Genomic DNA, 23,458 nt, shown 5'->3' with positions numbered 1-23,458 from the left:
CATGTCGTTAGATAACAATCAATCTTTAGTAAAAACCATGTCCATTTTTCTCATTCCACTTTTGCTAAGCAATATTTTGCAATCAATCGGACAGCTTGTGTCCATAGTACTTGTCGGCAGATGGATTGGAGAGGATGCAGTAGCTGCTATTTCTGCATTCTTTCCGCTTTTCTTTTTACTCGTTTCATTTTCCATTGGAATTGGATCAGGAAGCTCCATCCTAATTGGACAAGCATATGGAGCAAAAAATGAACAGAGATTAAAAGAAATTATTGGCACAACGCTTTCGTTCACCTTTTTGATCGGACTTTCTTTAGCTATCATTGGAGGTTTATTCGCAACAGATATCCTAAATCTAATGGGAACACCCACAAATATTGTGGAGGAAAGTGCAGCATATGCCAGAATTCTATTCTTCTCAATGCCGATCTTATTTCTATATTTTGTTTATACGACCTTTTTACGAGGGACAGGGGATTCGAAAACGCCTTTTTATTTCTTAATGATTAGCACCGCAACGAATATGTTGCTGCTGCCAATTTTATTATTCGGCTGGCTCGGACTGCCGGCTTTTGGTTTATACGGAGCTGCGTATTCCTCTGTGATTTCAACAATTGTGACGTTCATTATTCTGCATATCTATCTATATAAAACAAAACACCCGCTGCGCATCGATGCGTCGGTTAGAAAGCATTTATTGATGAAAGGGGAACTATTAAAAACGTTATTAAAGCTAAGTATTCCTTCAAGTATGAATATGATTCTCATTTCTTTATCAGAAATTGCTGTCATTTCTTTTGTAAACGATTATGGATCACAGGCGACAGCTGCCTATGGTGTTGTCAATCAGGTCGTGAGTTACGTACAGATGCCGGCAGTGAGTCTTGGTATTGCGGTCTCTATCTTTGCAGCACAATTCATTGGTGCAGGGAATATGAATCGTCTCAAAGATGTCATTAAAATTGGGCTGGGACTAAACTTCGCCATAGGCGGATTGATCATTATTTTCGTCTATATATTTGCACCGCAGATTTTATCCATCTTTTTAACAGATCCTGGGACGATTGATATTGCGTATAGTTTGGTTGTCATTACACTATGGAGCTATCTCATATTTGGGACGGCTCAAATCGTTGCAGCCACGATGAGAGCTAGTGGTACGGTTCTATGGCCGACGATCTTTAGTATTTGTTCCATTTGGCTTGTTGAAGTACCAGTTGCTTATGTGCTATCACACTATACATCTCTTGGTATCAAGGGAATCTGGATAGGCTATCCTGCAGCTTTCTTTGTGAACTTATTACTTCAATATGGCTACTATCGATTGGTATGGAAGAAAAAACAAATCGTTGCACTTGTTCAATCATAACGACACTAAACATTGGGAAGTTTTGTTCCATCGCAAACGAAGTGCTGAAAAGAAGACAAAGGGCTAAAATAAAGATCATTTTAGCCCTTTGTCAACAATCTTAGAAAGGCTGAAAAAGCGTTTCTTTTTTAGTTTAGCTGAGCTGTATGATGTCAAAGTAGCACCAGCAGCACCACCATGGCCTACCAAAACAGCTGTTACAACGGCTCCTAAAAGCTGAAGTGAAATCGTATTTCCAGCTGTTAAATTGCTTAAACCGCCGGCCGGTCCAGCGGGGCCTGCTGAACCTCTTCTTCCAATTGTTTGATTTGGCTTTCACGTTTTTCTCCTTTTGCAATGTGACAAAGGCTGATTTACTTCTGAGGCGATTTGTTTTGGATGTTTTTGTCTGACGAATGGACAGTCTTTTCTTTGAGGAAGGTCATGCTGTGATCTTTTGTAATGAGGCTGCTCTCATGATATTACCGCATAAGGGACATTTGTGATCGAATTGATTATACAAATTGCCCACCTCCTAAAGTTGATATTTCGTTCTATGTGCGAATTTTCAAATCGGAAGTAAAACCTAGAAATTCATCATTTCGAAAATCATCGAATCAAATGATTTAAAAGTTAAACGATTTTATGTTATGGTGTTGAAAGTATGAAACTAGTATGATTTTTGACAGAAATGGGGACATCATTTATGAGTCAATCAGTTTTACAGCGCACTGCATATTCCGTTTTAAATTTATCCTCTGTAACAGAAGGCGGCACCATTAAAGAGTCTTTTGAGCATAGTATGGATCTAGCAAAAAAGGTGGAGAAGTGGGGCTATCATAGATACTGGCTTGCAGAACATCACAATATGGAAGGGGTTGCGAGTTCTGCAACGTCTGTTTTGATTGGATATATTGCGGGAGGAACCGAAAAAATTCGGGTGGGTTCTGGCGGTATTATGCTTCCAAACCACTCATCACTTATCATTGCAGAGCAGTTTGGAACACTTGAGACATTGTATCCGGGGAGAATTGATTTAGGTCTTGGCAGAGCACCGGGAACGGATCAGTTAACGGCAAGAGCTCTCAGACGTAATCTTCATAATGGAGAAGATTTCCCGGAGCAGCTTGAAGAGCTTCGGCAATATTTCAAACCGACCGGTCAGGTCAAAAAACATGTAAGGGCCGTTCCAGGTGAGGGACTGGAGATTCCCATTTGGCTCCTTGGTTCAAGCGGTTTTAGCGCAAGGCTTGCAGGAGAACTTGGGCTGCCATTTGCCTTTGCTGCACATTTTTCACCTAAAAATACAATTCCTGCATTAGAATTGTACAGACAATCATTTAAACCTTCTGATGTGTTAAAAGAGCCTTATGCCATGGTGGGTGTGACGGTTTTTGCTGCTGATCAAACAGAGCGTGCTGAATATTTGGCAACCTCCCATTATCAGCGGTTTTTGAGTCTCATTCGCAATACTCCAGGAAAACTCAAGGCCCCTGTTGACAGTATGGATGGCCTTTGGAGTCCTTATGAAAAAGCGATGGTTGATGAACAATTAAGTTCGACAATGATCGGAGATAAACAAAAGGTGAAAAAAGAATTGGAAGCCTTTATTGAAGCCACTCAAGCAGACGAAGTCATGATTAATTCTGATATGTTTGATCATCAAGAAAGAATGCGCTCTTATGAAATCATCGGAGAGATATTTCAAGAGGAACAAAAATAAGCATCAAAAAGAACTGCACAGAGCAGTTCTTTTTGATTTATGCTTTTATAAAAATGCGAAATGGTTGTCCAACTGGCAGCACAGTACGGCCAAAATGTGTATTGAGGACAACAGCTGCTGAACCATAAAACGAAAGCAGGGAAATGATCAGTTCTGAAACGCCTGCAATAGTATGGGTCACATCGTACATCACACCAAACGAGCTAAGGGAAAGACCGATAAATAAGAAATCAATAAAGACGAAAATCAAAAATAACACTTTATGTGTTTCCATTGCACCGATCGTCATAAACAAGCTGAAAATCAAATAACCAATAAAAGCAAAACCTAGTTGTTTTGGATCCGCAGCTCCCGCAAGCGTTTTCCCAAAAACGCCGGCTTGAATGAGCCAAGTCGTTCCAACGCCCATCCAAAAAAGACCGAATGCGCCAAAGGCAGTGGCACCAAAAGTATTCTGATGCTTTGAATCTTGTATGGACGCAATAAGCTGCGCGATTCCTCCAAGGAAGATAGCCCAAGGTAAAATAAGGGAAGTGCCATCTGTGATTCCTAGTTTTTGTGAGGACGCAACGAGCGTCACCATTGCTAAACCAAACAAACCAAGTGGTGTTGGGTCTGCAATTGATAATCGAATTGCTTGAACATTCTGTTTTTCCATAATGACCTCCTACAATTTGCACTTACAAAAGATACTCGAATTCCACAGAAACGTCAAGCTCTTTTTTAGTAGACACTTGCAACCTCTTCCAAATAAATCTATATTTAATACATATCATATGTAATAGAAAAAGAGGGATAGAATGAGTAAAGGCTTAGCTGGAAAAACGATTGCCATTTGTGGAACGAGAAAAACAGAAGAAATGCGTACACTTGTTGAAAAACAAGGAGGACAAGCCGTTATTCGCTCTCTTCAAGGAACAGTGTTTTTAGCCAAAGAGGAGTTAAAACCAGGCATCGAAACCTTTGTGAAACAAGGGGCTGACTGGGTGATTTTAACAACAGGCATCGGCACAAATACATTAATTGAGAGTGCAGAAGAACTAACTCTCGGAGAAGCATTTATGAACATTTTATCAAAAGCCCACATCGCTTCAAGAGGGTACAAAACCTTTGCTGCTCTCAAAAAACTCGGAATTCAGCCAGATGTTTCGGATGAAGATGGAACCGTTCGTGACCTCATCTCAAAGCTTGAAGACAAAGAGTTTCAAGGCAAACGGGTCATGGTTCAGCTTCACGGCGAAAATGCGCCAGCTCTCATGCAGTTTTTACATGATAAGGGGGCAGATGTTTTGCCGCTATTACCCTATCAGCACACGCCTCCTGAACCAGAGGCTGCTGAAACCTTGCTTCAAGAAATGAAAGATGGGAAAGTCCATGCCGTCTGTTTTACGACCGCTGTCCAGGTTCATGCCTTTTTTAAACTAGCAGAAGAATGGGGCAGAAAAGAAGAACTGCAAAATCTATTTGAGCAGCAAGTACTGGCAGTGGCTGTCGGAAAAGTAACAGCTGAAGCTTTAAAAGAAGAGGAAATAGACCGCATTCTTGCCCCGTCACTTGAGAGAATGGGTGCAATGATTATGGAATTATCCCAATATATGAAAAAGCAATCGACACCCTCATAGCAAAAACGCCTTTCACAGAATCAGTGGAAGGCGTTTTCGTTAGATTGTCCGTTTTCGATTTGTACGCATTTTTTTTAGCATGAAATACAGAACGATAAGGACGATGGCGATGGCCATAATAGGTGTTGTATAAGTGTGAGCAACGCTTTGAATGTGATCCCACTTTGTCCCGAGCTGCATCCCGAGATAGATAAATAAGATGGACCAAGGGATAGCGGCTAATCCCGTCAAAAGAACAAATTTGAAAAATGGCATCTTGGCAATGCCGGCTGGAATCGAGATGGCATGGCGCACAACAGGGATAAAGCGCGCTGTAAACACCACACCTGTTCCATATCGGTCAAACCATCGCTCTGCAGTGGCAATATGATGCTCATGGATGAATAAATATTTTCCGTACTTTGTTAAAAAAGGTCTTCCGCCGTAAAGACCAATCCAGTAAATAAAGCACTGAGCAAGCGTGCCTCCAATGACCCCAGCAATAACAGCCCCAACAAAACCAATGGTTCCTGTTGATACCATATATCCGCCATAAGCAAGGACAATTTCACTCGGAATAATTTCAATCATGAGTCCAAGTGCAACACCTACGTAACCAAGGCTTGTCAGCCATGTTAAAATTTCATTAAAAAAGGTTCCCATTCATTTCACACTGCCTTTAAATACGATTTTCTTCAAGCATTCTTATAAGAGCCTATGCTTGTTTTGCTTCTCTCATGAGTATGCTTTCTATATATGCTAGCATGGCTGGTCTCATATCATGACGCATTAATCCAATTTCAGTCGCTGCCTTAAAACAGCCAAGCTTATCTCCAACATCAAATCTCAAACCATCTAATCGTCTAGCATAAATGGGTGATTGATGTGCAATCTCTTTCAGAGCGTCTGTCAGCTGTATTTCATTACCAGCGCCTCTGTCGATTCTTTCTAACACAGAAAAAATTGATGGGGTTAAAAGATACCTGCCCATCACGGCTAAATCGGAAGGTGCCTCATGAATGGCTGGCTTTTCCACCAAGTCTGTGACTTCAAACACATGCCCTTCTAATCTAGCTGGTCTTATCATACCATACTTACTGACATCTAGACGATCTACTTGCTGAACACCCATTACCTCTGTTTGTTTGTCTTCATAGACTTCCATGAGCTGAGAGAGGGCGGGCTTGTCTGATACCATCACATCATCACCTAAAAGAACAGCAAAAGGATCATTTCCGGTAAAATGACGTGCACATAACACTGCATGTCCGAGACCTAGAGGTTCCTTCTGACGAATATAATGAATATTGGCCATATCCGCAATATGCTTGATTTCAGCCAGCTGTTCCTTTTTCCCTTTTTCGAGTAAATTTTGCTCTAGCTCAATGGACCGGTCAAAGTGATCTTCAATCGATTTTTTATTCCTTCCTGTAATAATGAGGATATCTTCAATGCCTGATTGAACTGCCTCTTCGACAATATATTGAATGGCAGGTTTATCGACGATGGGCAGCATTTCCTTCAGCTGTGCTTTAGTCGCTGGTAAAAAACGTGTGCCTAACCCGGCTGCTGGTATAATGGCTTTTTTAATGTTCATTGAATCATCGCTCCATTTCTGATTGTTGATTTTCTGTTTGAAAGACCCAAACGCGGCTTCCAGTAAAAGTGATCATAAGACCAAGAAGGGTGCCGACCAATTTACTGATGAATAATGAGAAATCTGCTAGCTGCATGACATATAAGACGAAGTAGGTAAGAAAACACGCTGCCCCATTGACAGTCATCCATTTGATCCATTCCCACTTGTCAGCTTTCTTTTTCACTTGAAATGTCCATTTTCGATTCCAAAAATAGCTGTTCATCATCCCTGCACTATAGGAAAGGCACTGCGCGAGGAAGGGGGGTACAAAGCAGGCCGTTAGAAAGAAGAAAAAGATGAAGTCAATGAGCGTATTGCCTGCTCCTACAATTGAAAACGCGGCATAGGTTCGAATGTTTTTCCTTGTCATGTGAAGAATGGTCACCTCCTATAAATTGTGTGTATGAATACTGTACAAAAGGGAGTTGACGAATCAGTGAAGAAAAGATGAAAAAAACATGAACAGGCTGTATCCGTTTTTCCAGCAGCTCGTGATATAATTTGTAAGATGAAACGAACTGGTGGTGCACATACATGTATTTAACAATCGCAGAAACAGCTGAATACCTAGAAGTATCAGAAGCGTATATTGAAAAATTAATCCAGCAAAAAAAGATCCGCTACGTATTTGATGGGGAATCTTACCTGATTTATCAAGGGCAGTTTCAAACACATATGAAGCAGCTTGAACAATACAAAGAGCTCGTCCAAGAGATCTTAAATGAACCGATACCTGATGACCCGGATGTAAAAGATGAAGATTAAAAAAAAGACTGTCTGAGAAGGGAAGACCCTTTTCACAGTCTTTTTTATTGGCTAACTCCTGTTTGGACAACCTTCATCTGGCATTTGATTTGTACATCCGCATCAGGGTAGATTTCCTGCCATTTCTCAGGTGTCATTGCTTTGTCTTTAGAACGATACCTCAGACCAAGTCCAAGCGGATCTATTTTTTGCCTTTTAAATGACTGAACAAGGTCTTGTCCTTGCTGAGCCACACGCTTCTCAATTTCTTTTTCGACATGCTGCAAGATCGAAGGTGAATCAATTTTTTTGGACTTCATGAATTCTTTTAATTCACCTTTAAGCTTGATGTCAATGGTGATGTGAGGCTTTTTTGTGAGATTTTCAGTTGGTTTGATATGATAGGACGCATGTGATTTGATATTTTCAATGACGACATGGGTCTTCGCCTTATCATTCAATCGAAATTCATAAATGCCGTTTTTATGATTTTCAATCATGGCTTTAAATGCAAACGTTTTTTCTCCAGGGATATGACCTACCATTTTTTCTTGATTAAAAAGTGCGACACCAGAGACTTTGATGGCATTACTTGTTTTTTTGATGTAAGGGAGGTATGCATCAACACCTTTTGCAAGCATCTGGTTCATAAAAATGTGCTGATTGGTGACCGGTTCATTGCCATTTCGCATATTTTGAGCTAACAGGTCTGAAATATACATACCAACATTTAAATTGGTTTGATTCATTTTTGTGTGCAAGACATCTTCAACCTCTCCTTCAACGATTGCAAAAACTTGTCTTGACCCAATAATAGGGTCGCGGTAAATGTAATTCATCAAATCAATCATCCCGACTTCTTTTGCTAGCTTTTCACTAATTAAAATAACAAGCACTTGTCCCATGACAACTGGGAAGGGGGATTTTTCTGAAACGAGAAACTGAATATTACTAATGGTATTTGACTTAGCGCTTAATATTTGATAGTTTCCTTGCTCTTCACTTTTAAAGACTGGGAAGACAAAAAAGCCCTTCATTTCTCCATCTTCCACTAAATCAAATCCTGCCGCCTGAGAGATATTTAATTCATCTAAAAGGCGAGGCTGTGCACAGCTAGTTAAGAAAAGACTAAATAACATGAGACCCACGAGAACATAATGTTTCATGCTCGTTTTTTCACCCACCTTTTTTTCAGCATCAATCCAATAATCATACATACAATCAATCCATATACAAGCATGTATCCGCTGTATTCCACCCATTTGTTAAAGGATTCAAAAGAGGTAGCTCCGACAAAAAACGAAAACATTACCAAAATAAGAACGCTGAGAACAATTAACGTGATACGCTGACTCGTATGAAATACTTGTTTCGCCATTCTGCTGGCTGCCCATAATGGAATGGCGATATTTGGTATAACTAGTAGAAGCCATAGGGACACTTCAATAAATTCAAAGCGCTGGATAAAGGGAAGTTTCACGATGCTAGTTAACGTCAATGTCGGCCATTTCGTGAGTTCAAGCTGAGCACTTGAGTAATACGCAATAGATACGAGAAAAACAAGCAAATTGAGGGATGTGGTCAATAATGCCCCCATATGGGCGAATTTTTGAGACGTTTTTGCATTTTTAATAAAGGGATAATAGACAAGCAGCGTTTCAAAACCAAACATGGATAAAGAGGCATCTTTGACTCCCGCCATGATTTGCGAGAAAGAATGATCAAACATTGGGAACATAAAGCGAATGTGACTATATTTCATGACATAAAAGCAGATAAAGGTCATCCAGTACGTTAGGACAATGCTAAAGTAAGCCCAGCCAGCGATTGTTCTAAAACCGCCAGTATGTATGTAATAGACAAGCAGCAGCAATACAGACGCAAACAAAAGACCGGGGATTTCTTTAAACAGCCACACATGGATCACATCCATATAATGGACGAGAACGGTCAACGACAAAAACGAAAAATAGAAGATATAGAGAATATTGAATAATTGCCCAATCCATTTGCCAAACACGTATTGTGTAATATCACCAAATTCATTAGAAGGGGCCTTGCGAAACATAAAATAAATCAGAAAAATCATCAGATTAACGCTGATGCCGGAAATAAGAATGGCGATCCAGCCATCATTATTCATTGAACGAACAAGATTCGTTTGAAAATTTAAAATGCCGACACCTACTTGATTGGCATTGATGAGAAAAAACACAAAAAAAGGGGAGATTTGAAATTTTTCTTTAACAGAAGAGCCCATACTTTCACTTCCTTATTCGTAAAAATCATTTTTCCCCTTCCGGCCTTGCTTAGGCTTTGGCTGGTGAATGGTTCTATTTTCTCCACGTAAATTATCCGGTCTTTTATTCAAAAAGCGGAGCTGAGGACGAATCAAGCTGCCCTTTAAATCAGCCAGACGAAGTGGATAAATAGGCTCTAGATAAGGCCGGCCAATAGAGGTTAATTTCATTAAATGGGTAAGAAGAAAAGATCCCATCATAGCAATTCCTAATGCACCCCAAATCTGTGCCGAGAAAAGAAAAGGGAATCTCAAAAGCCGAATGGTAGTCCCCATTTTGTATATAGGTGTGACAAAAGAGGCAAGAGCAGACAGGGCGACAATAATGAGTAAGATATTGCTTGTTAAGCCTGCTGCCACCGCAGCCTGCCCAATGACAATCCCTCCAACAATCCCAAGTGTCTGTCCGACCTTTGCTGGCAGGCGAGACCCGGCTTCTCTAAGTAATTCAATGGAAATCTCTAAAAATAATGCTTCGATAATCGGCGGAAATGGGACAAGATAGCGTGAGGCCACAATCGTTTCTAATAAATCCTTAGGAATCAGTTCATAATGAAAGGTTAAAACGGCTACATATAAAGGCGTCGCAAAAATAGAAAATATCACTGCAAATATACGTAATAGCCTAAAGCAGGAGGCGGCAATCCATGACATGTTATAATCTTCCATTGTTGAAAAATACTCAAGTAAAATCGTCGGGGCAAGCAAGACATGAGGCGACCCATCTACCATGATGGCAATTTTTCCTTCCGTAAGACCTGAAGAAACTCGGTCTGGTCTTTCTGTATTTAAGAACAATGGAAAAATCGTATTGGACACATCATAAAGCATTTGAGCCAGATAATTCGCATCTAAAATTTGATCATAATCGACGTCCTCAATTCGCTGAAGAACGGTTTCTATGTTTTGCGGGTTGGCGATTTCTTCAATATATAACACGGCTACTTTTGTTTGAGTAAGGGTGCCAACGGTCTTTTCGGCCACTTTGAGGTCCGGCGTCGGAAGCCGTCGCCTAAGCAAGTTTAAGTTGGTATCCAGAACCTCAACAAACGCTTCCTGTGCACTAATAATGCCAAATTCAATCTCAGGTGGACCCACTTGTCTGCCTTTTTTTTCTTCAATCGGCAAAAGAAGCGTTTTAGCCCAGTCCGTCTCGAGTCGAATGGCAATACTGCCTCGATGAAGGGCTTGTTCCACTTCTTGAAGGTCACTCGTGATCACAGCCTGTTCAATCGGGATGTGTTCTTTTAGCTCCTCCAGAGTGGGTGTCAGATGCAATTGTTTGATGAAGGGCAGAATTTGTTCATGTAGTAGATTTCCATTGATTAAGGATCGAAAAAAAGAAATTCGATAAAGAAAACCTTCACTGCGAGATAACTCATTTGTAAAATCAGAGGAACGCGATAATGCCTCAAATACTGAATTCGGGTCCTTCTGATGTTGTTTGTTTTTTTTCAGCATTTGAACCATCTCCTTCCGCGATTTGCATCTATTATCCAACCAATCGTCTGAAGATATGCATGAAAAAAGCGTTCAGCTTTATGAGCTGGACGCTTCTTTTCCATATTGGACGGCTTCTAATAATAAGTCAGCGAGATGAACAGCCCTCATGCTGGGCGAGTGCCCTGAGCGTTTGATCCCTGCCACCATTTGCAATTGACAGCCTGGATTAGATGTGACAATGGCAGCAGCCGTTGTTTGACTTGCTTCCGTCATTTTATGATCTAAAATTTGCATCGACATTTTTGGCTGCAAGATGTTGTAAATCCCTGCCGAGCCGCAGCAGCGATCTGCATCCTTCATTTCTTTGAACGAAACACCATGAATAGCCTTCATGAGCACCCTTGGCGCACTTTGTACACCCATTCCATTCCGTAAATGACAAGAGTCTTGATAGGTGATGACTTGCTCAGGCAAAGCCAAAGGAATGCGGTGATGAAACGCCAGCTCCACTAGAATGTCTGATATATCCGTGATTTTCTTTGAGAAGGCTTCACTTCGCTTTTGAAAAGCCGGATCATCGTGAAGCAAATGATCGTAATCACTTAAAAAGGCACCACATCCGCCCGCATTCATGACAATCGCATCTACATCCGTCTCCTCAAAGGCTTCAATATTCTGCTTTGCTAACTGTTTCGCTTGCTCTTTTTCTCCACTATGGCCATGAAGCGCTCCGCAGCACGTCTGAATAGGAGGGACGACAACGTCGCAGCCTGACAGCTGCAGAAGCTGGATCGTCGCTTCATTTGTACTGGAAAAAACCGTGTCCATTAAACAGCCAGAAAAAAATGCTACACGTTTTCTTGCTGGGCTGGTGGCTTTGTATTCATTCAAACGGCTTTTCTTTTGACGCGGCACCTTTGGGAGTGCCTGTTCCATCAGCTGTAAATGCGAAGGAAGCACCTTCAGCATGCCAGTCTTACGGGCAGCAGTTTGCAGACCAGATGTTTGATAAAATCGAAGAAGACCTGCAGCTTGCCGCATACGGCTTTGTGAAGGGAAAAGACCTTTAAAAACAGCACGCCTCATCAATTTAACAGGAAACGATTGTTTTTTATGCTGCTGAATGATGTCTCTTGCATCTTCAAGTAATCGCCCATACTTGACGCCAGAAGGGCAGACCGGTTCACATGCACGGCAGCCAAGACAAAGATTAAGTGAATGTTCGACATCTTCATCTGGTTCAATCACACCGTCTCTTACCGCCTTCATTAAAGCAATTCGGCCGCGGGGAGAGTGCGTTTCTTGTTGTCCGGATTCAATATAGGTAGGGCAGGAAGGGAGGCAGAAGCCGCAGCGCATACAATTGAGCAGCTCCTTTTCATCCATTTGCTGCTGGAATTTTTGCTGAATCTCTTTTTGTTTAGAGGAATTCATGAGACCACCACCCGCTTTCTTGCTGTCCCAAACACTTTATCAGGGTTCATGATATTTGCAGGGTCAAGTGCCTGTTTAATCGCTCTCATTGCCGCGATTCCTTCTTTTTTGACCTTTAGCTCCAAATAAGGAGCTTTCATGAGACCAACGCCATGTTCTCCGGTAATGGTGCCGCCAAGTGAGACCGCTTTTTCAAAAATGGCTTGAAAGGCTTCTTCCACACGTTCCATTTCTTCTTTATTTCTTGCATCTGCTGCACAAGTGGGGTGTAAGTTTCCATCACCTGCATGCCCAAACGTACAAATTTTCACCTGATACTCTCGCGCAATTTCTTCGATCGCACGCACCATGTTGGCAATTTCAGAACGAGGTACTGTGGCATCTTCTAAAATCGTTGTGGGGCTTAACCGGGCAAGGGCAGATAAAGCAGAGCGTCTCGCCGTTAAGAGCGCACTTGCCTCTTCTTCAGAATGTGCGATATTGACGCTTTTTGCACCGTGCTGCTGACAAACTTCTGCGATTGTTTGCATATCACGGGAAACCGCCTCAGGATTGCCGTCCTGTTCGATTAATAGCACCGCTTGAACGTCAGTAGGCAGACCAATTTTCGCAAAATCTTCAACGACTTCAAGAGTTGGCTGATCCATAAATTCTAATGTGGCGGGGATGATCCGCTCTGCAATAATGGCCGAGACAGAAGTAGCGGCTTCCTCTAGGCTTTCGTATAAGCAAAGCATCGTTTGTTTTGTTTCTGGAAGCGGCAAGAGCTTCAGCGTTGCTTCTGTGACAATCCCTAGTGTTCCTTCTGAACCAACGAATAAACGGGTCATATCATATCCAGCCACGTCCTTTGCGAGCTTGCCGCCTGTTTTGATGATGTCACCGTTTGGCAGAACCACTTCAAGACCAAGGACATAATCTCTTGTCACACCATACTTTAAGCCTCTTAGACCACCTGAATTTTCATTAATATTTCCGCCTAATGTGGAGATTTTCATAGAGCTTGGATCAGGTGGATAGAAGAGACCTCTTTCCTCTACTTGGCGAATGAGCTCCTGCGTAATCAAACCAGGCTGCACCGTTGCGGTGAGGTTTTCTTCGTCTATTTCTAATAATTGGTTCATTCTTGTAAACAGCATCACAAGGCCGCCTTTTGCGGGACAAGTTCCTGCGCAAAGATTGGTTCCTGATCCTCTTGGCACGATCGGCACGTTGTATAAGGTGCAAAGCTGGACTATTTGCTTTACTTCCTCGGCTGTGTGAGGGCTCGCGATGGCATCTGGCATATGCTGAAAATTCGGTGTCGCATCATAAGAGTAGGCAAGACGATCCGCCTTGCTGTCTTGTACATAAGACGCACCGACAACCTTTTTTAATTGATTTGAAAATTCAGAATCTAACATGTACATGCACTCCCACTGATTTGACGTATCATTTCTTCCAGTATAAAAAAAGAACCGCCTCATGCCTATGGACGATTCTACAAAATATCGGACTGTTTTTTTGATTTTTTTGTATCATGATCTAACAGCATCAATGCTAAATAAAAGAGCATCGCATCTTGCATGCGCTTTGGATCAAGTGTCGTTAAATCTTGGATGCGTTTTAACCTGTAATGCAGCGTATTAATATGTACATGCATCGCTCCAGCTGTATATTTCAATGAGTAATCCGATGTCATGAGTACCCGCAATGTTTTCACCAGCTCAGGATAGGGGAGAAGGGGCGCAATCGTTCGATCAAGGAACACTTCTTTTGTTTCCTGACTAACTTCCTCGATAAAAAGCTCAAGCGTCAAATCTTCATCAAACACAATCGGTGTATCTGCATGCGCCAATTTTAATGCACGAAAGGCTTGATGAAAGGATTGCTTCATCAAATGAGAAGCTGCTGGTTTCCCCGCACCAATCAATATCTTCGAGGTGGACAGCGCTGAGAGCGAGGCATGCATGTGAAAAAGGCGCTGCTGCAAAGCGTCACGATCTTCCGCAGTTGTTTGCAGCATGAGCAAAAAACGCGCATGTCCCCAGCGCACGATGATCTCCTGCTTGGTGAGATGCAGCACAGCCTTCATCGCTTTGTATTGATCCTGTTTCATAAATGATTCATCCTGACAATCGATCAGGACAACCGCACGCTGCTTTTGAACATCAAGCTGAAGCCGCTTCGCCTTTTCAGTGATATCAATGGATGTCTCCGGCAGATGAAGCCAGTCGAACACAAACGCTTCTAGCTGCCGTTCATCTGTTTCAGACTCTTGAAAAAATTCATGTTCTTGTATGAGCAGCTCTGTCATTTTTCGTAATATTTCGCCAAAAGGGGACACATGTACAGGGTCTCCTGTCATCCCAATTACACCAATGACCTCTTGCTCAAAGTAAATAGGCAGATTGATGCCAGCTTTGACGCCTTTCATATGCTGTTCATCATTCTTTGTGAGGATTCGTTTCTGCCCTTCCAAGGACGTAACATATGCCCCTTCATGAAATTGACCAATGCGCGCTGGATCTGTTGCCGCAATGATGGTACCGTTTGTTTGTGCGATGATGACTTCCTCAGTCAGCACTTTTTTGACCTCGTCTACGATTTTTTCTGCCAGTGTCATTGTGAGCAAAACGTACCCCTCCGAGATGTTTCTTTTTACACTATGATACCATCATCTACTGGGACATATCTTTCTTTTCGTGTGTTATGCTAAAATAATAAACGCAAATGAAGTAGATGAAAGGAGACATAGCCATGTCATTGCAAAATCGCTTACAAGATTTATTGAAAGAAGGGCAGGCGCTGACAGACTTTGAATATGACGAAGCGGCGCGTCACAATTGGGCGTTAGAAGGTGCAAGAATAAAGGAAGAAGCACGCTTTGGCGATGTATATATAGAGCGTGTGGACAAGGAATCAGAGGATTTGATTCAAACGGAAGCCTCCTCATTTTTAAACACACCGCTTACATATGTAAAAACACAACAAAAAGAATTCATTTATATCGAATCGAAGTGGTTTGATGTGGTGAAAGTCGATGGATTAGCCATTGAATGGGACGAAGTGTTTCAAACGTATACCGTGTTATTCGGATTAAAGCGTCCTAAAAAAGACACAGGCATTCTAAAGGAAATGCTGTCGCAATTAAATGGTGCTCAGCTTCAATTTAATGGACAAGATGGCTTATTTGATGTGAATTTACAGCTTCTTGAGCTTGAGGACATCCAAGAAGATACGTCTTTCATCGACATCATCTCGGCAGTGTACCGATTTTTATTCCACTTTATTATGCAGCTTGAGATGAACGAATCAAAAAACGGCTCAAATTCCTGAGCCGTTTTTTTTAGCAGCCTTTCTTTTCTCCGTTTTGGACCGTAGAAAGCTGTTACTAGCCTTCGTGTCTCCTAAGTTGCTGAAGGCGTGACAAACCGCACATCATGCTCTTTTCCATATTGAAGATAATCTTCATTTGGCTGCTTATTGGTCACGACGACATCAATATCTTGTAAATCACAAAACGTGGTCAGTGCATAATGATCGAATTTACTGTCATCGACTAATAAAAACGTTTTTGCACTTTTTTGAACGAGTGTTTTTTTAATATCCGTTTCAAGCGGGGAGGAATTCGTGACCCCGTGATCAATGGATAAACCAGTTGACGCAATAAATGCTTTATTGACATTATATGCTTTTAGACGTTCTACACTTTGATAGCCAACGAAAGAATTCGTTTTTCGCTCAAGCATCCCGCCAGTCGAAAAGATGGTGAGATTCTCAAAAGGCATCGCCTGTGTAATGAAATCTACGTTATTTGTCACAACGGTCACCTGTTTTTCCGTCAAATACGGAAGCATCTCGAGCGTCGTCGTACCAGAATCAACAAAGATCATATCGCCATTTTGGACAAAAGCGGCGGCGGTCTGACCGATCAATTGTTTTTTACTCAGCTGACGTGTCTTACGCTCTTGATACACCACTAACGTTGAGTGGTTCACAGCCACACCGCCATATACTTTCTTTAGTACGCCGGATTCAACCAATGTTTGAACATCCCGGCGTATCGTGTTTTTGGAGACGCCAAAATGCGCCACTAGCTCATCAAGTGAGGCAGATTCCCGGTCAAACACGTACTCTTTGATTTGCTGGATCCGTTTTGTTTTTATCATGCTACAATCTCCAATCAATCCGAATGTCTTTTTTTCATTATACCAATAATTCCTCTTACATGATGATCCGTCATCTGCTTCTCTTTTCTCCTTTTCTATAAAAGCGTATGATAGAGAAAGGAATGATGAAGGAAAGGACTTTAACTTCTATGAATCAGTCAAACAACCCATTTTCAAAGCTTGCAAATTTTAGAGAAGTAGGGGGACTTCAAACAACAGACGAGATGGTGATCAAGCCGGGAATGCTTTATCGATCCGCAGATTTATCCCGTCTGACAAAACACGATATCGCGATGTTCTCGAAGCTTGGGATTCAAACCGTTTGTGACCTCCGTACAACCTCAGAACGTAAATCACATCCACCAAAGATCAAGGAACACGACAAAATCGTCCATATCCCTATGCAGCCTGACAGTATGATGCCTAGTAAATGGACCATGTTTCGTATGCTGGTAGCAGAAGCAAAGTCTCTATCATTTACGCCGATCATGAAAGATTTATATCAAAGTATGCTCACCGAACGAAAAAAAGAGATTCAGCAGTTGTTCACATTACTGTCAGATGAAAAAAATTATCCGCTGATGCTTCACTGTACGAGCGGAAAGGACCGTACGGGTTTTTTATCTGCCCTTATTCAATTAGCAGCCGGTGTACCGGTACATATCGTTTTAAGTGAATACATGCGTTCAAATGAAGGAGTGCAAATGCTTGTCAAAAGGCAGGAACGATTTGTCCGAATGATGAGTTTATACCGGGTATCAAAAAAGCAAATTCAGCCGCTGCTTGGTGTGCAGCAAGATTATCTTGAAGATGTGCTAAACGAGATGATGGATACATACGGGAGTGCAGAGCGGTATTTAATCGAAGCCTGCGAAGTACCTGAAGCTCAGCTCAAAGCAATGAAAAACATCCTGCTTACACCATCTGCTGGCATTCCATCACAAATCGCAGAATAAACTTGATATGAGGTGATGCAAAACATGCTGAAAAAGATCAGTATGATATTTCTGACAATGACTTTGATGTTTATATTCTTATTGATTCCATCTAGCAGTCTAGCTCGTCCAATGCCAAAAGGGAAGCTTGAAAGCAGCAGAGAGATGCGTGCGGTTTGGGTCGCATCGGTTTATAACTTGGATTGGCCTTCAAAGAAAGGACTGTCTGCCGCAGACCAGAAACAAGAGTTCATCCATCTGTTAGATGAGATTAAAGCGATGAATATGAACGCCATCATCATGCAAATTAAACCAACAGCAGATGCCTTTTACCCTTCGGCATTCGGACCGTGGTCAGAATATTTGACCGGGACGCAAGGGAAAGATCCTGGATATGACCCGCTTCAATTCATGATAGAAGAAGCACATAAACGAGGCCTGGAATTTCATGCTTGGTTTAACCCTTATCGAATCACAATGAATCATACAGACCTCAGCCGGTTATCAGCCGATCACCCAGCAAGAAAACATCCTGATTGGACGCTTGCTTACGGAAATCAGCTTTATTACAATCCAGGCATTCCTGATGCTCAGGACTTCATTGTAGGCGGCATAGAAGAAGTAGTGAAAAACTATGATATTGATGCGGTGCATATGGATGATTATTTTTACCCGAATAAAATTGCTGGTGTGCCATTTCCAGATCAAGAAACATATGAAACATATGGAAAAAAATCATTCCCGCATATAGAAGATTGGCGAAGAGATAATGTGAACCAATTGGTGCAGCAAATCAACGAAACCATTAAGAAAGAAAAGCCGTATGTGAAATTTGGTATTAGCCCGTTTGGTGTATGGCGCAATATAAAAGATGATCCAACTGGTTCAAACACCACAGCGGGGATGACCAATTATGATGATTTGTATGCTGATACAAGAGAGTGGATTCAGCAGCACAATATCGACTATGTCACCCCGCAAATTTACTGGAGCATCGGCTTTCAGGCAGCCGCCTATGATGTACTGACGCAATGGTGGTCAAATGAAGTGAAGGAAGAGCCCGTTCACCTATACATTGGTCAGGCGACTTATAAAATCAATCAGAACAGTGATCCCGCTTGGTCTGATCCCGAGGAATATTTTCGCCAAATCGAGCTGAACAGGGAGTCTCCACTCGTGCAGGGAAGCATGCATTTTAGTCTAAAGGATATCAATCGTAACCCTTTGAATGTAAAGGATCGATTAATAGAGGAGACATATAGCAAACCGGCTCTCATTCCAGAAATGCCGTGGCTTCATCAGAAAGCTCCAAAAAAACCAATCATCCAATCTGTGAAAAAGACAGCAGATGGCGCGGCTTTACAGATCAAAAATGACCCACATTCTACTGCATCCTATTATGCGGTCTATCGATTGACGAATAAAGGGACGTATGAATTACTGCAAACGGTCAGAAAAGAAAAAGGCACGATGACACCTGTCAAAGACCTTTCAGTGAAGCAGAAGAAGAGTGCTACCTACAAAGTAACGGCTCTTAATCGCCTTCATCATGAAAGCAAGCCTTCTACAAAAACAGTAAAATAACGAAAAAAAGCATGAATGAGAACTTTCTTTCATTTATGCTTTTTTCATTTCCTCTTTTTTTCTACTAATCTTATTTTAATTTTCTGAATTCAATCAAGCTTGGCATGAAGCAGCTACTTGATTAATAAATATGATAGAGAAGAGACAAAGGGGGAAGCAAGATGGACTTTGAATTAACGAAAGAACAACAAATGATCCGTCAGATGGTCAAAGAATTCGCAAAAGCAGAAATTGCACCGCTCGCTCAAACGATTGATGAACAGGCAGTATTTCCTGTCAAAACATTTCAAAAAATGGGGGAGCTAGGCTTTATGGGCATACCCTTTCCAGAAAAATATGGAGGCTCGGGTGGAGATACGATATCGTATGCACTGGCTGTAGAAGAAATCGGAAAACAGTGTGCCAGTACAGGTCTTAGCTATGCCGCTGCTGTCTCCTTAGGTGCAAGCCCGCTTTATTATTTCGGTACAGAGGAGCAAAAGATGGATCACCTTGTCCCGCTAGCATCTGGAACAGCACTCGGTTCCTTCGGATTAACAGAACCAAACGCAGGTTCAGATGCAAAAGGAACGAAAACAAAAGCGATCAAAGACGGACAAGAATACATCATCAGCGGGGAGAAGTGCTGGATCACAAATGCCAATTTTGCCAGAACCATTATCGTCACCGCTGTTACGGATCATGATGAGCACGGCCGCCCGGTCATCTCAGCCTTCATTGTTGAGAAAGGACAAAAAGGGCTATCAATTACAAATCCATATGACAAAATGGGGGTGCGCGGATCAGATACGGCTGAAATCATTTTAAACGAAGTGCGCGTACCAGCGCATCATATATTAGGAGACCCAAACAAAGGATTCAAGCAGTTTTTATATACATTAGACGGAGGACGAATTTCGATTGCCGCCCTTTCTGTTGGAATCGCGCAAGCGGCACTTGACGCCTCGCTTTCCTATGCAAAAGAAAGAAAGCAATTTGGTCAGACCCTCTCATCCTTTCAAGCCATTCAGTTTAAGCTGGCGGATATGGCGATGCAAATAGAGCTCGCAAGACAAATGGTATGGAAAGCCGCTTGGCTGAAAGATAACGGCAAGCCGTTTACAAAGGAAGCAGCCTATGCCAAGCTTTTCGCTTCTGAAATGGCGACAAAAGCAAGTCTTGATGCAGTCCAAATTCACGGCGGAACAGGCTACATGAAAGAATGCGGTGTTGAACGACTCGTGAGAGATGCCAAGCTGATGGAAATCGGAGAAGGGACATCTGAAATTCAGCGGCTCGTCATCGCAAGACAACTGTTAGCGTAACACCGCAATGAAAACGCTTACTATTTGTGAGGGAGGAAAGCAATGATGTCGATTCAGCCACAGACGATCGGCTCCCTATTAAGAGAAAAAAAGGAGCAGCACCCAGAACATGAAGCCATTGTTTATCCAGAACGTTCTTTACGTTATTCATACGAAGCGTTTTATAGAGAGGTCAAGGAAACAGGTAAAGGTCTAATGGCAATAGGGGTTCAAAAGGGGGATCATCTCGCCATCATGGCACCAAATGTACCTGAATGGCTCATTCTGCAATTCGCCTGCGCCTCCATTGGAGCTGTTCTTGTCACCGTGAATACGAATTTTCAATCACAGGAACTCGCTTATTTACTAAAGCACTCTGATAGTAAAATGCTGTTTATCGTAGACGGGGTCAAAGAGACATCCTATGTCAGAATGATTGAAGAGCTGATCCCGGAGCTTCAAACAGCTCATCAAGATGAGATCACATCCGCATCATTTCCTTATTTAAAAAGATGCGTATATATTGGCCAGCACGCACCAAACGGCATGCGCAGCTGGGACAGTATTCAAGTTGCTGCCAAAAGAACCGCAGATCATGAATGGGAGAAACGAATGGATGCGCTGCTGCCTGATGATGTGATAAATATGCAATATACCTCGGGCACAACCGGCTACCCAAAAGGAGTCATGCTCAGCCATACCAACATCGTCTGCAATGCCAGCCAAATCGCAGATTGCATGAAGCTCACCCAACAAGACCGAATGTGTATCCCAGTACCCTTCTTTCATTGCTTTGGCTCTGTGCTTGGCGTGCTTGCTTGTCTGACAAAAGGAGGAACGATCATCCCAGTTGAATCTTTCCATCCAGAGCGTGTGCTGCAAACAGTTGAAATAGAAAAGTGTACCGTTCTTCACGGCGTCCCGACGATGTTCATCGCAGAGCTGGATCATCCGAATTTTCTCCATTACGATCTGTCCACATTACGAACGGGTATTATGGCCGGCTCACTTTGCCCATCCCATGTGATGAAGGCAGTCATTGAAAAAATGGGAATGAGGGAGCTCACGATTGCCTATGGTCAGACCGAAAGCTCTCCTGTCATTACCCAAACAAGAACCGATGATTCATTTGAAAGACGGGTTCAAACGGTCGGTCGGGCGCTTCCTCACATCGAAGTGAAAATCGCCAGACCAGGCACGTCGAGTGAGGTGCCAAGAGGAGAGCAGGGGGAACTGTGTACAAGAGGCTATCATGTCATGAAAGGCTACTATAAAAATGAAGAAGCAACAAATGAAGTCATTGATAAGGACGGGTGGCTTCATACGGGGGATTTAGCTGAGATGGATCATGACGGCTATGTGAAAATCACAGGCCGCCTGAAAGATATGATCATCAGAGGCGGAGAGAATGTGTATCCAAAAGAGATTGAGGACGTTCTTTACACTCATCCGGCCATTCTTGACGCACAGGTCGTTGGCATTCCTGACGAGACATACGGAGAAGAAGCAGCCGCATTCATTCGGCTCAAACAAGGGAGTACGGTCACGATTGAGACATTAACCAGCTATTGTCAGTCCCAAATGGCACGCTACAAAATCCCGAAATACTTTTTCATTACAGATGAGTATCCAATGACCGCCTCAGGAAAGATTCAAAAATTTCGACTGAAAAAGCAGGCGCTTGATCTAATAAAGGAGTGAAGTCAGAGATGTTTCAACAAGTACTGATCGCCAATCGAGGCGAAATAGCTCGTAGAATTATTCGGACCTGTAAACGGCTCGGGATCAAAACAGTCGCCGTTTATTCAGAGGCAGATCAGCATGCACTTCATGTGCAAGAAGCAGATAGCGCATTTCCGATCGGAGGCGCAAAAGTATCTGAAAGCTATTTAAATGTGGAGGCAATCATCAAGGTTGCCAAACAAACAAATACAGATGCCATCCATCCTGGATATGGTCTTTTATCAGAAAACGCCGCTTTTGCTGAGCGCTGCCGCAACGAAGGAATGGCCTTTATTGGACCATCTGCACACGTCATCCAGCAAATGGGGAATAAAATTGAAGCGAGAAAAACGATGGAACAGGCGGGCATCCCAATCGTTCCGGGAGTTTCAGATCCACTGCATGACGCAGATGAAGGGGTCAGTAAAGCGCAGTCACTCGGTTATCCGGTCATGCTAAAGGCATCAAGCGGAGGCGGGGGGATTGGCATGCAGCTCGTTCGAAATGACGAGGAGCTGTACAGAGCGTTTGAAGGAAATCAAAAAAGGGCGCAAAGCTTTTTCAATGATGGTACTTTGTATATGGAAAAGGTGATTGAACACGCGCGGCACATTGAAATTCAAGTCCTCTTTGATTCCTTCGGCCACGGGGTTCACTTATTTGAACGAGACTGCTCACTCCAGAGAAGACACCAGAAAATTATTGAAGAAGCACCAGCCGCCTGTCTCGATGACTCAGTGAGACTTCAAATGGGGCAAATGGCCGTCAAAGCAGCCAAAGCGATTGGCTATGAAAATGCAGGAACGATTGAATGTTTAGTCGATCAAAATCAACAATTTTATTTCCTAGAAATGAACACGAGATTGCAAGTAGAGCACCCTGTCACTGAAGAAATCACAGGAATTGACCTTGTCGAGGAGCAGCTGAAAATCGCTGCATCAGAGCCGATTTCCTTCAATCAGGAGGATATTCATCAAATCGGGCATGCCATCGAAGTCCGAATCTATGCTGAAGATCCAGTCACATTTTATCCATCACCAGGTACAATCACTACACTTTCTGCACCAGCCGCCCCGTATATACGCCATGAGTCAAGTGTGACAAGCGGGAGCGTCATTACCCCATTTTACGATCCAATGATTGCAAAAATGATTGTTTACGGTGATACAAGAAAACTAGCAATAGAACGATTAAAAGCAGCATTACAAGCATATGAAATAGGAGGGATCAAAACGAATTTACCACTTTTAAGGGAAATGGCCGGATCATCTGCGTTCTTACATGGAAGGATCACAACCGATTTTCTGATGAAAAAAAGGGAGGAAAACCGTTCATGAAAACCGTCACGATACAAATGGCCGGGAACTTATGGAAGCTTCTTGTGACACAAGGTGATGAAGTGCAAAAAGGACAGGAAGTCGCCATCTTAGAATCGATGAAAATGGAGATTCCGATCGTTGCAGAAGAGGCAGGTGTGATCAGCAAAGTGTATAAGGCAGAGGGTGAATTTGTCGATGAGGGAGAGGTGCTACTGGAGCTGACAGAATAGGAG

Annotated in this window: 22 protein-coding genes; 11 read left to right on the top strand and 11 right to left on the bottom strand. The window is 42.5% G+C overall.

From position 1 onward, the window contains the following. The first annotated feature begins 1 nt into the window (after window position 1). A complete protein-coding gene (locus ACYH0L_RS09175; RefSeq protein ID WP_256498670.1) occupies window positions 2–1,369 on the top strand; it encodes an MATE family efflux transporter in 1,368 nt (455 codons plus the stop codon). 685 nt (window positions 1,370–2,054) lie between these two features. After that, window positions 2,055–3,071 (top strand): LLM class flavin-dependent oxidoreductase, encoded by a 1,017-nt coding sequence (locus ACYH0L_RS09170; RefSeq protein WP_099727848.1) that lies wholly within the window; start codon window positions 2,055–2,057, stop codon window positions 3,069–3,071. 37 nt (window positions 3,072–3,108) lie between these two features. Here the strand turns inward: ACYH0L_RS09170 and ACYH0L_RS09165 are convergent, their stop codons facing one another. After that, complete coding sequence (locus ACYH0L_RS09165) at window positions 3,109–3,729, bottom strand: acetate uptake transporter (protein ID WP_099727847.1); 621 nt, start codon at window positions 3,727–3,729, stop codon at window positions 3,109–3,111. Window positions 3,730–3,871: 142 nt separating this feature from the next. Between ACYH0L_RS09165 and ACYH0L_RS09160 the strand changes: the two genes are divergently transcribed. Continuing rightward, window positions 3,872–4,693, top strand: coding sequence for a uroporphyrinogen-III synthase (locus ACYH0L_RS09160; RefSeq protein WP_482354473.1), 822 nt, complete (start codon window positions 3,872–3,874; stop codon window positions 4,691–4,693). Between the two features lie 39 nt (window positions 4,694–4,732). On the opposite strand, the gene uptA is transcribed toward ACYH0L_RS09160, so the two are convergent. Genes uptA through ACYH0L_RS09145 form a run of 3 tightly spaced genes read right to left on the bottom strand, consistent with a single transcriptional unit; the run spans window position 4,733 to window position 6,681 of the window. Beyond that, complete coding sequence (gene uptA, locus ACYH0L_RS09155; RefSeq protein ID WP_099727845.1) at window positions 4,733–5,335, bottom strand: undecaprenyl phosphate transporter UptA; 603 nt, start codon at window positions 5,333–5,335, stop codon at window positions 4,733–4,735. A gap of 52 nt (window positions 5,336–5,387) precedes the next feature. Then, window positions 5,388–6,269 (bottom strand): UTP--glucose-1-phosphate uridylyltransferase GalU, encoded by an 882-nt coding sequence (gene galU / locus ACYH0L_RS09150; protein ID WP_482354472.1) that lies wholly within the window; start codon window positions 6,267–6,269, stop codon window positions 5,388–5,390. A 4-nt stretch (window positions 6,270–6,273) separates the two neighbouring features. Beyond that, window positions 6,274–6,681 (bottom strand): GtrA family protein, encoded by a 408-nt coding sequence (locus ACYH0L_RS09145; RefSeq protein ID WP_230030253.1) that lies wholly within the window; start codon window positions 6,679–6,681, stop codon window positions 6,274–6,276. 164 nt (window positions 6,682–6,845) lie between these two features. Here ACYH0L_RS09145 and ACYH0L_RS09140 point away from each other — a divergent pair, with 164 nt between their 5' ends. Next, window positions 6,846–7,076, top strand: coding sequence for an excisionase family DNA-binding protein (locus ACYH0L_RS09140; protein WP_099727842.1), 231 nt, complete (start codon window positions 6,846–6,848; stop codon window positions 7,074–7,076). 44 nt (window positions 7,077–7,120) lie between these two features. Here the strand turns inward: ACYH0L_RS09140 and ACYH0L_RS09135 are convergent, their stop codons facing one another. The 6 genes from ACYH0L_RS09135 to ACYH0L_RS09110 form a co-directional block, all read right to left on the bottom strand. Next, window positions 7,121–8,221 (bottom strand): Ger(x)C family spore germination protein, encoded by a 1,101-nt coding sequence (locus ACYH0L_RS09135; RefSeq protein WP_230030252.1) that lies wholly within the window; start codon window positions 8,219–8,221, stop codon window positions 7,121–7,123. Further along, window positions 8,218–9,315 carry a GerAB/ArcD/ProY family transporter gene (locus ACYH0L_RS09130; RefSeq protein WP_099727840.1) on the bottom strand — a complete coding sequence of 366 codons (1,098 nt, stop codon included), beginning with the start codon at window positions 9,313–9,315 and terminating at the stop codon, window positions 8,218–8,220. The genes ACYH0L_RS09135 and ACYH0L_RS09130 overlap by 4 nt, the downstream gene beginning before the upstream one ends. Window positions 9,316–9,327: 12 nt before the next feature. After that, window positions 9,328–10,815: a spore germination protein gene (locus ACYH0L_RS09125; protein WP_249705533.1), complete on the bottom strand. Its 1,488-nt coding sequence runs from the start codon at window positions 10,813–10,815 to the stop codon at window positions 9,328–9,330. Window positions 10,816–10,893: 78 nt separating this feature from the next. Continuing rightward, window positions 10,894–12,231 carry a (Fe-S)-binding protein gene (locus tag ACYH0L_RS09120; RefSeq protein ID WP_249705534.1) on the bottom strand — a complete coding sequence of 446 codons (1,338 nt, stop codon included), beginning with the start codon at window positions 12,229–12,231 and terminating at the stop codon, window positions 10,894–10,896. After that, a complete protein-coding gene (gene glcD / locus ACYH0L_RS09115; protein WP_249705535.1) occupies window positions 12,228–13,634 on the bottom strand; it encodes a glycolate oxidase subunit GlcD in 1,407 nt (468 codons plus the stop codon). Before glcD ends, ACYH0L_RS09120 begins: the two co-directional genes overlap by 4 nt. Before the next feature lie 77 nt (window positions 13,635–13,711). Beyond that, on the bottom strand, window positions 13,712–14,845 hold the full coding sequence (locus tag ACYH0L_RS09110) for a CdaR family transcriptional regulator (RefSeq protein WP_099727836.1): 1,134 nt from the start codon (window positions 14,843–14,845) through the stop codon (window positions 13,712–13,714). Between the two features lie 125 nt (window positions 14,846–14,970). Here ACYH0L_RS09110 and ACYH0L_RS09105 point away from each other — a divergent pair, with 125 nt between their 5' ends. Next, complete coding sequence (locus tag ACYH0L_RS09105; protein WP_367308205.1) at window positions 14,971–15,549, top strand: branched-chain amino acid aminotransferase; 579 nt, start codon at window positions 14,971–14,973, stop codon at window positions 15,547–15,549. Between the two features lie 71 nt (window positions 15,550–15,620). On the opposite strand, the gene ACYH0L_RS09100 is transcribed toward ACYH0L_RS09105, so the two are convergent. After that, entirely contained in the window at window positions 15,621–16,382 is a 762-nt protein-coding gene (locus tag ACYH0L_RS09100) for a DeoR/GlpR family DNA-binding transcription regulator (protein WP_482354471.1), read from the bottom strand. A 149-nt stretch (window positions 16,383–16,531) separates the two neighbouring features. On the opposite strand from ACYH0L_RS09100, the gene ACYH0L_RS09095 reads away from it, so the two are divergent. From ACYH0L_RS09095 to ACYH0L_RS09070, 6 genes are all read left to right on the top strand, one after another. After that, complete coding sequence (locus ACYH0L_RS09095; protein ID WP_099727908.1) at window positions 16,532–17,338, top strand: tyrosine-protein phosphatase; 807 nt, start codon at window positions 16,532–16,534, stop codon at window positions 17,336–17,338. Between the two features lie 24 nt (window positions 17,339–17,362). Beyond that, window positions 17,363–18,901 (top strand): glycoside hydrolase family 10-like protein, encoded by a 1,539-nt coding sequence (locus tag ACYH0L_RS09090; RefSeq protein WP_482354470.1) that lies wholly within the window; start codon window positions 17,363–17,365, stop codon window positions 18,899–18,901. A gap of 161 nt (window positions 18,902–19,062) precedes the next feature. Beyond that, window positions 19,063–20,205, top strand: a complete 1,143-nt coding sequence (locus ACYH0L_RS09085; RefSeq protein ID WP_230030248.1) for an acyl-CoA dehydrogenase family protein — start codon at window positions 19,063–19,065, stop codon at window positions 20,203–20,205. Between the two features lie 42 nt (window positions 20,206–20,247). Further along, a complete protein-coding gene (locus ACYH0L_RS09080) occupies window positions 20,248–21,885 on the top strand; it encodes an AMP-binding protein (RefSeq protein ID WP_099727831.1) in 1,638 nt (545 codons plus the stop codon). An 8-nt stretch (window positions 21,886–21,893) separates the two neighbouring features. After that, the gene (locus ACYH0L_RS09075) at window positions 21,894–23,243 is read left to right on the top strand and encodes an acetyl-CoA carboxylase biotin carboxylase subunit (protein ID WP_482354469.1); all 1,350 of its coding nucleotides are present in this window, start codon (window positions 21,894–21,896) and stop codon (window positions 23,241–23,243) included. Continuing rightward, window positions 23,240–23,455, top strand: coding sequence for an acetyl-CoA carboxylase biotin carboxyl carrier protein subunit (locus tag ACYH0L_RS09070; protein ID WP_099727829.1), 216 nt, complete (start codon window positions 23,240–23,242; stop codon window positions 23,453–23,455). The genes ACYH0L_RS09075 and ACYH0L_RS09070 overlap by 4 nt, the downstream gene beginning before the upstream one ends. Window positions 23,456–23,458 lie beyond the last annotated feature (3 nt).

The organism is Bacillus sp. MC1252 (assembly GCF_056838025.1).
Note: the sequence above shows the minus strand (reverse complement) of the source record. Positions and strands in the feature narration are given on the sequence as shown.

Bases quoted from the DNA above. Each gene is read 5' to 3' on its own strand.
- ACYH0L_RS09175 (WP_256498670.1), top strand. From the start codon at position 2: ATGTCGTTAGATAACAATCAATCTTTAGTAAAAACCATGTCCATTTTT.
- ACYH0L_RS09170 (WP_099727848.1), top strand. From the start codon at position 2,055: ATGAGTCAATCAGTTTTACAGCGCACTGCATATTCCGTTTTAAATTTA.
- ACYH0L_RS09165 (WP_099727847.1), bottom strand. From the start codon at position 3,729: ATGGAAAAACAGAATGTTCAAGCAATTCGATTATCAATTGCAGACCCA.
- ACYH0L_RS09160 (WP_482354473.1), top strand. From the start codon at position 3,872: ATGAGTAAAGGCTTAGCTGGAAAAACGATTGCCATTTGTGGAACGAGA.
- uptA (WP_099727845.1), bottom strand. From the start codon at position 5,335: ATGGGAACCTTTTTTAATGAAATTTTAACATGGCTGACAAGCCTTGGT.
- galU (WP_482354472.1), bottom strand. From the start codon at position 6,269: ATGAACATTAAAAAAGCCATTATACCAGCAGCCGGGTTAGGCACACGT.
- ACYH0L_RS09145 (WP_230030253.1), bottom strand. From the start codon at position 6,681: ATGACAAGGAAAAACATTCGAACCTATGCCGCGTTTTCAATTGTAGGA.
- ACYH0L_RS09140 (WP_099727842.1), top strand. From the start codon at position 6,846: ATGTATTTAACAATCGCAGAAACAGCTGAATACCTAGAAGTATCAGAA.
- ACYH0L_RS09135 (WP_230030252.1), bottom strand. From the start codon at position 8,221: ATGAAACATTATGTTCTCGTGGGTCTCATGTTATTTAGTCTTTTCTTA.
- ACYH0L_RS09130 (WP_099727840.1), bottom strand. From the start codon at position 9,315: ATGGGCTCTTCTGTTAAAGAAAAATTTCAAATCTCCCCTTTTTTTGTG.
- ACYH0L_RS09125 (WP_249705533.1), bottom strand. From the start codon at position 10,815: ATGCTGAAAAAAAACAAACAACATCAGAAGGACCCGAATTCAGTATTT.
- ACYH0L_RS09120 (WP_249705534.1), bottom strand. From the start codon at position 12,231: ATGAATTCCTCTAAACAAAAAGAGATTCAGCAAAAATTCCAGCAGCAA.
- glcD (WP_249705535.1), bottom strand. From the start codon at position 13,634: ATGTTAGATTCTGAATTTTCAAATCAATTAAAAAAGGTTGTCGGTGCG.
- ACYH0L_RS09105 (WP_367308205.1), top strand. From the start codon at position 14,971: ATGTCATTGCAAAATCGCTTACAAGATTTATTGAAAGAAGGGCAGGCG.
- ACYH0L_RS09100 (WP_482354471.1), bottom strand. From the start codon at position 16,382: ATGATAAAAACAAAACGGATCCAGCAAATCAAAGAGTACGTGTTTGAC.
- ACYH0L_RS09095 (WP_099727908.1), top strand. From the start codon at position 16,532: ATGAATCAGTCAAACAACCCATTTTCAAAGCTTGCAAATTTTAGAGAA.
- ACYH0L_RS09090 (WP_482354470.1), top strand. From the start codon at position 17,363: ATGCTGAAAAAGATCAGTATGATATTTCTGACAATGACTTTGATGTTT.
- ACYH0L_RS09085 (WP_230030248.1), top strand. From the start codon at position 19,063: ATGGACTTTGAATTAACGAAAGAACAACAAATGATCCGTCAGATGGTC.
- ACYH0L_RS09080 (WP_099727831.1), top strand. From the start codon at position 20,248: ATGATGTCGATTCAGCCACAGACGATCGGCTCCCTATTAAGAGAAAAA.
- ACYH0L_RS09075 (WP_482354469.1), top strand. From the start codon at position 21,894: ATGTTTCAACAAGTACTGATCGCCAATCGAGGCGAAATAGCTCGTAGA.
- ACYH0L_RS09070 (WP_099727829.1), top strand. From the start codon at position 23,240: ATGAAAACCGTCACGATACAAATGGCCGGGAACTTATGGAAGCTTCTT.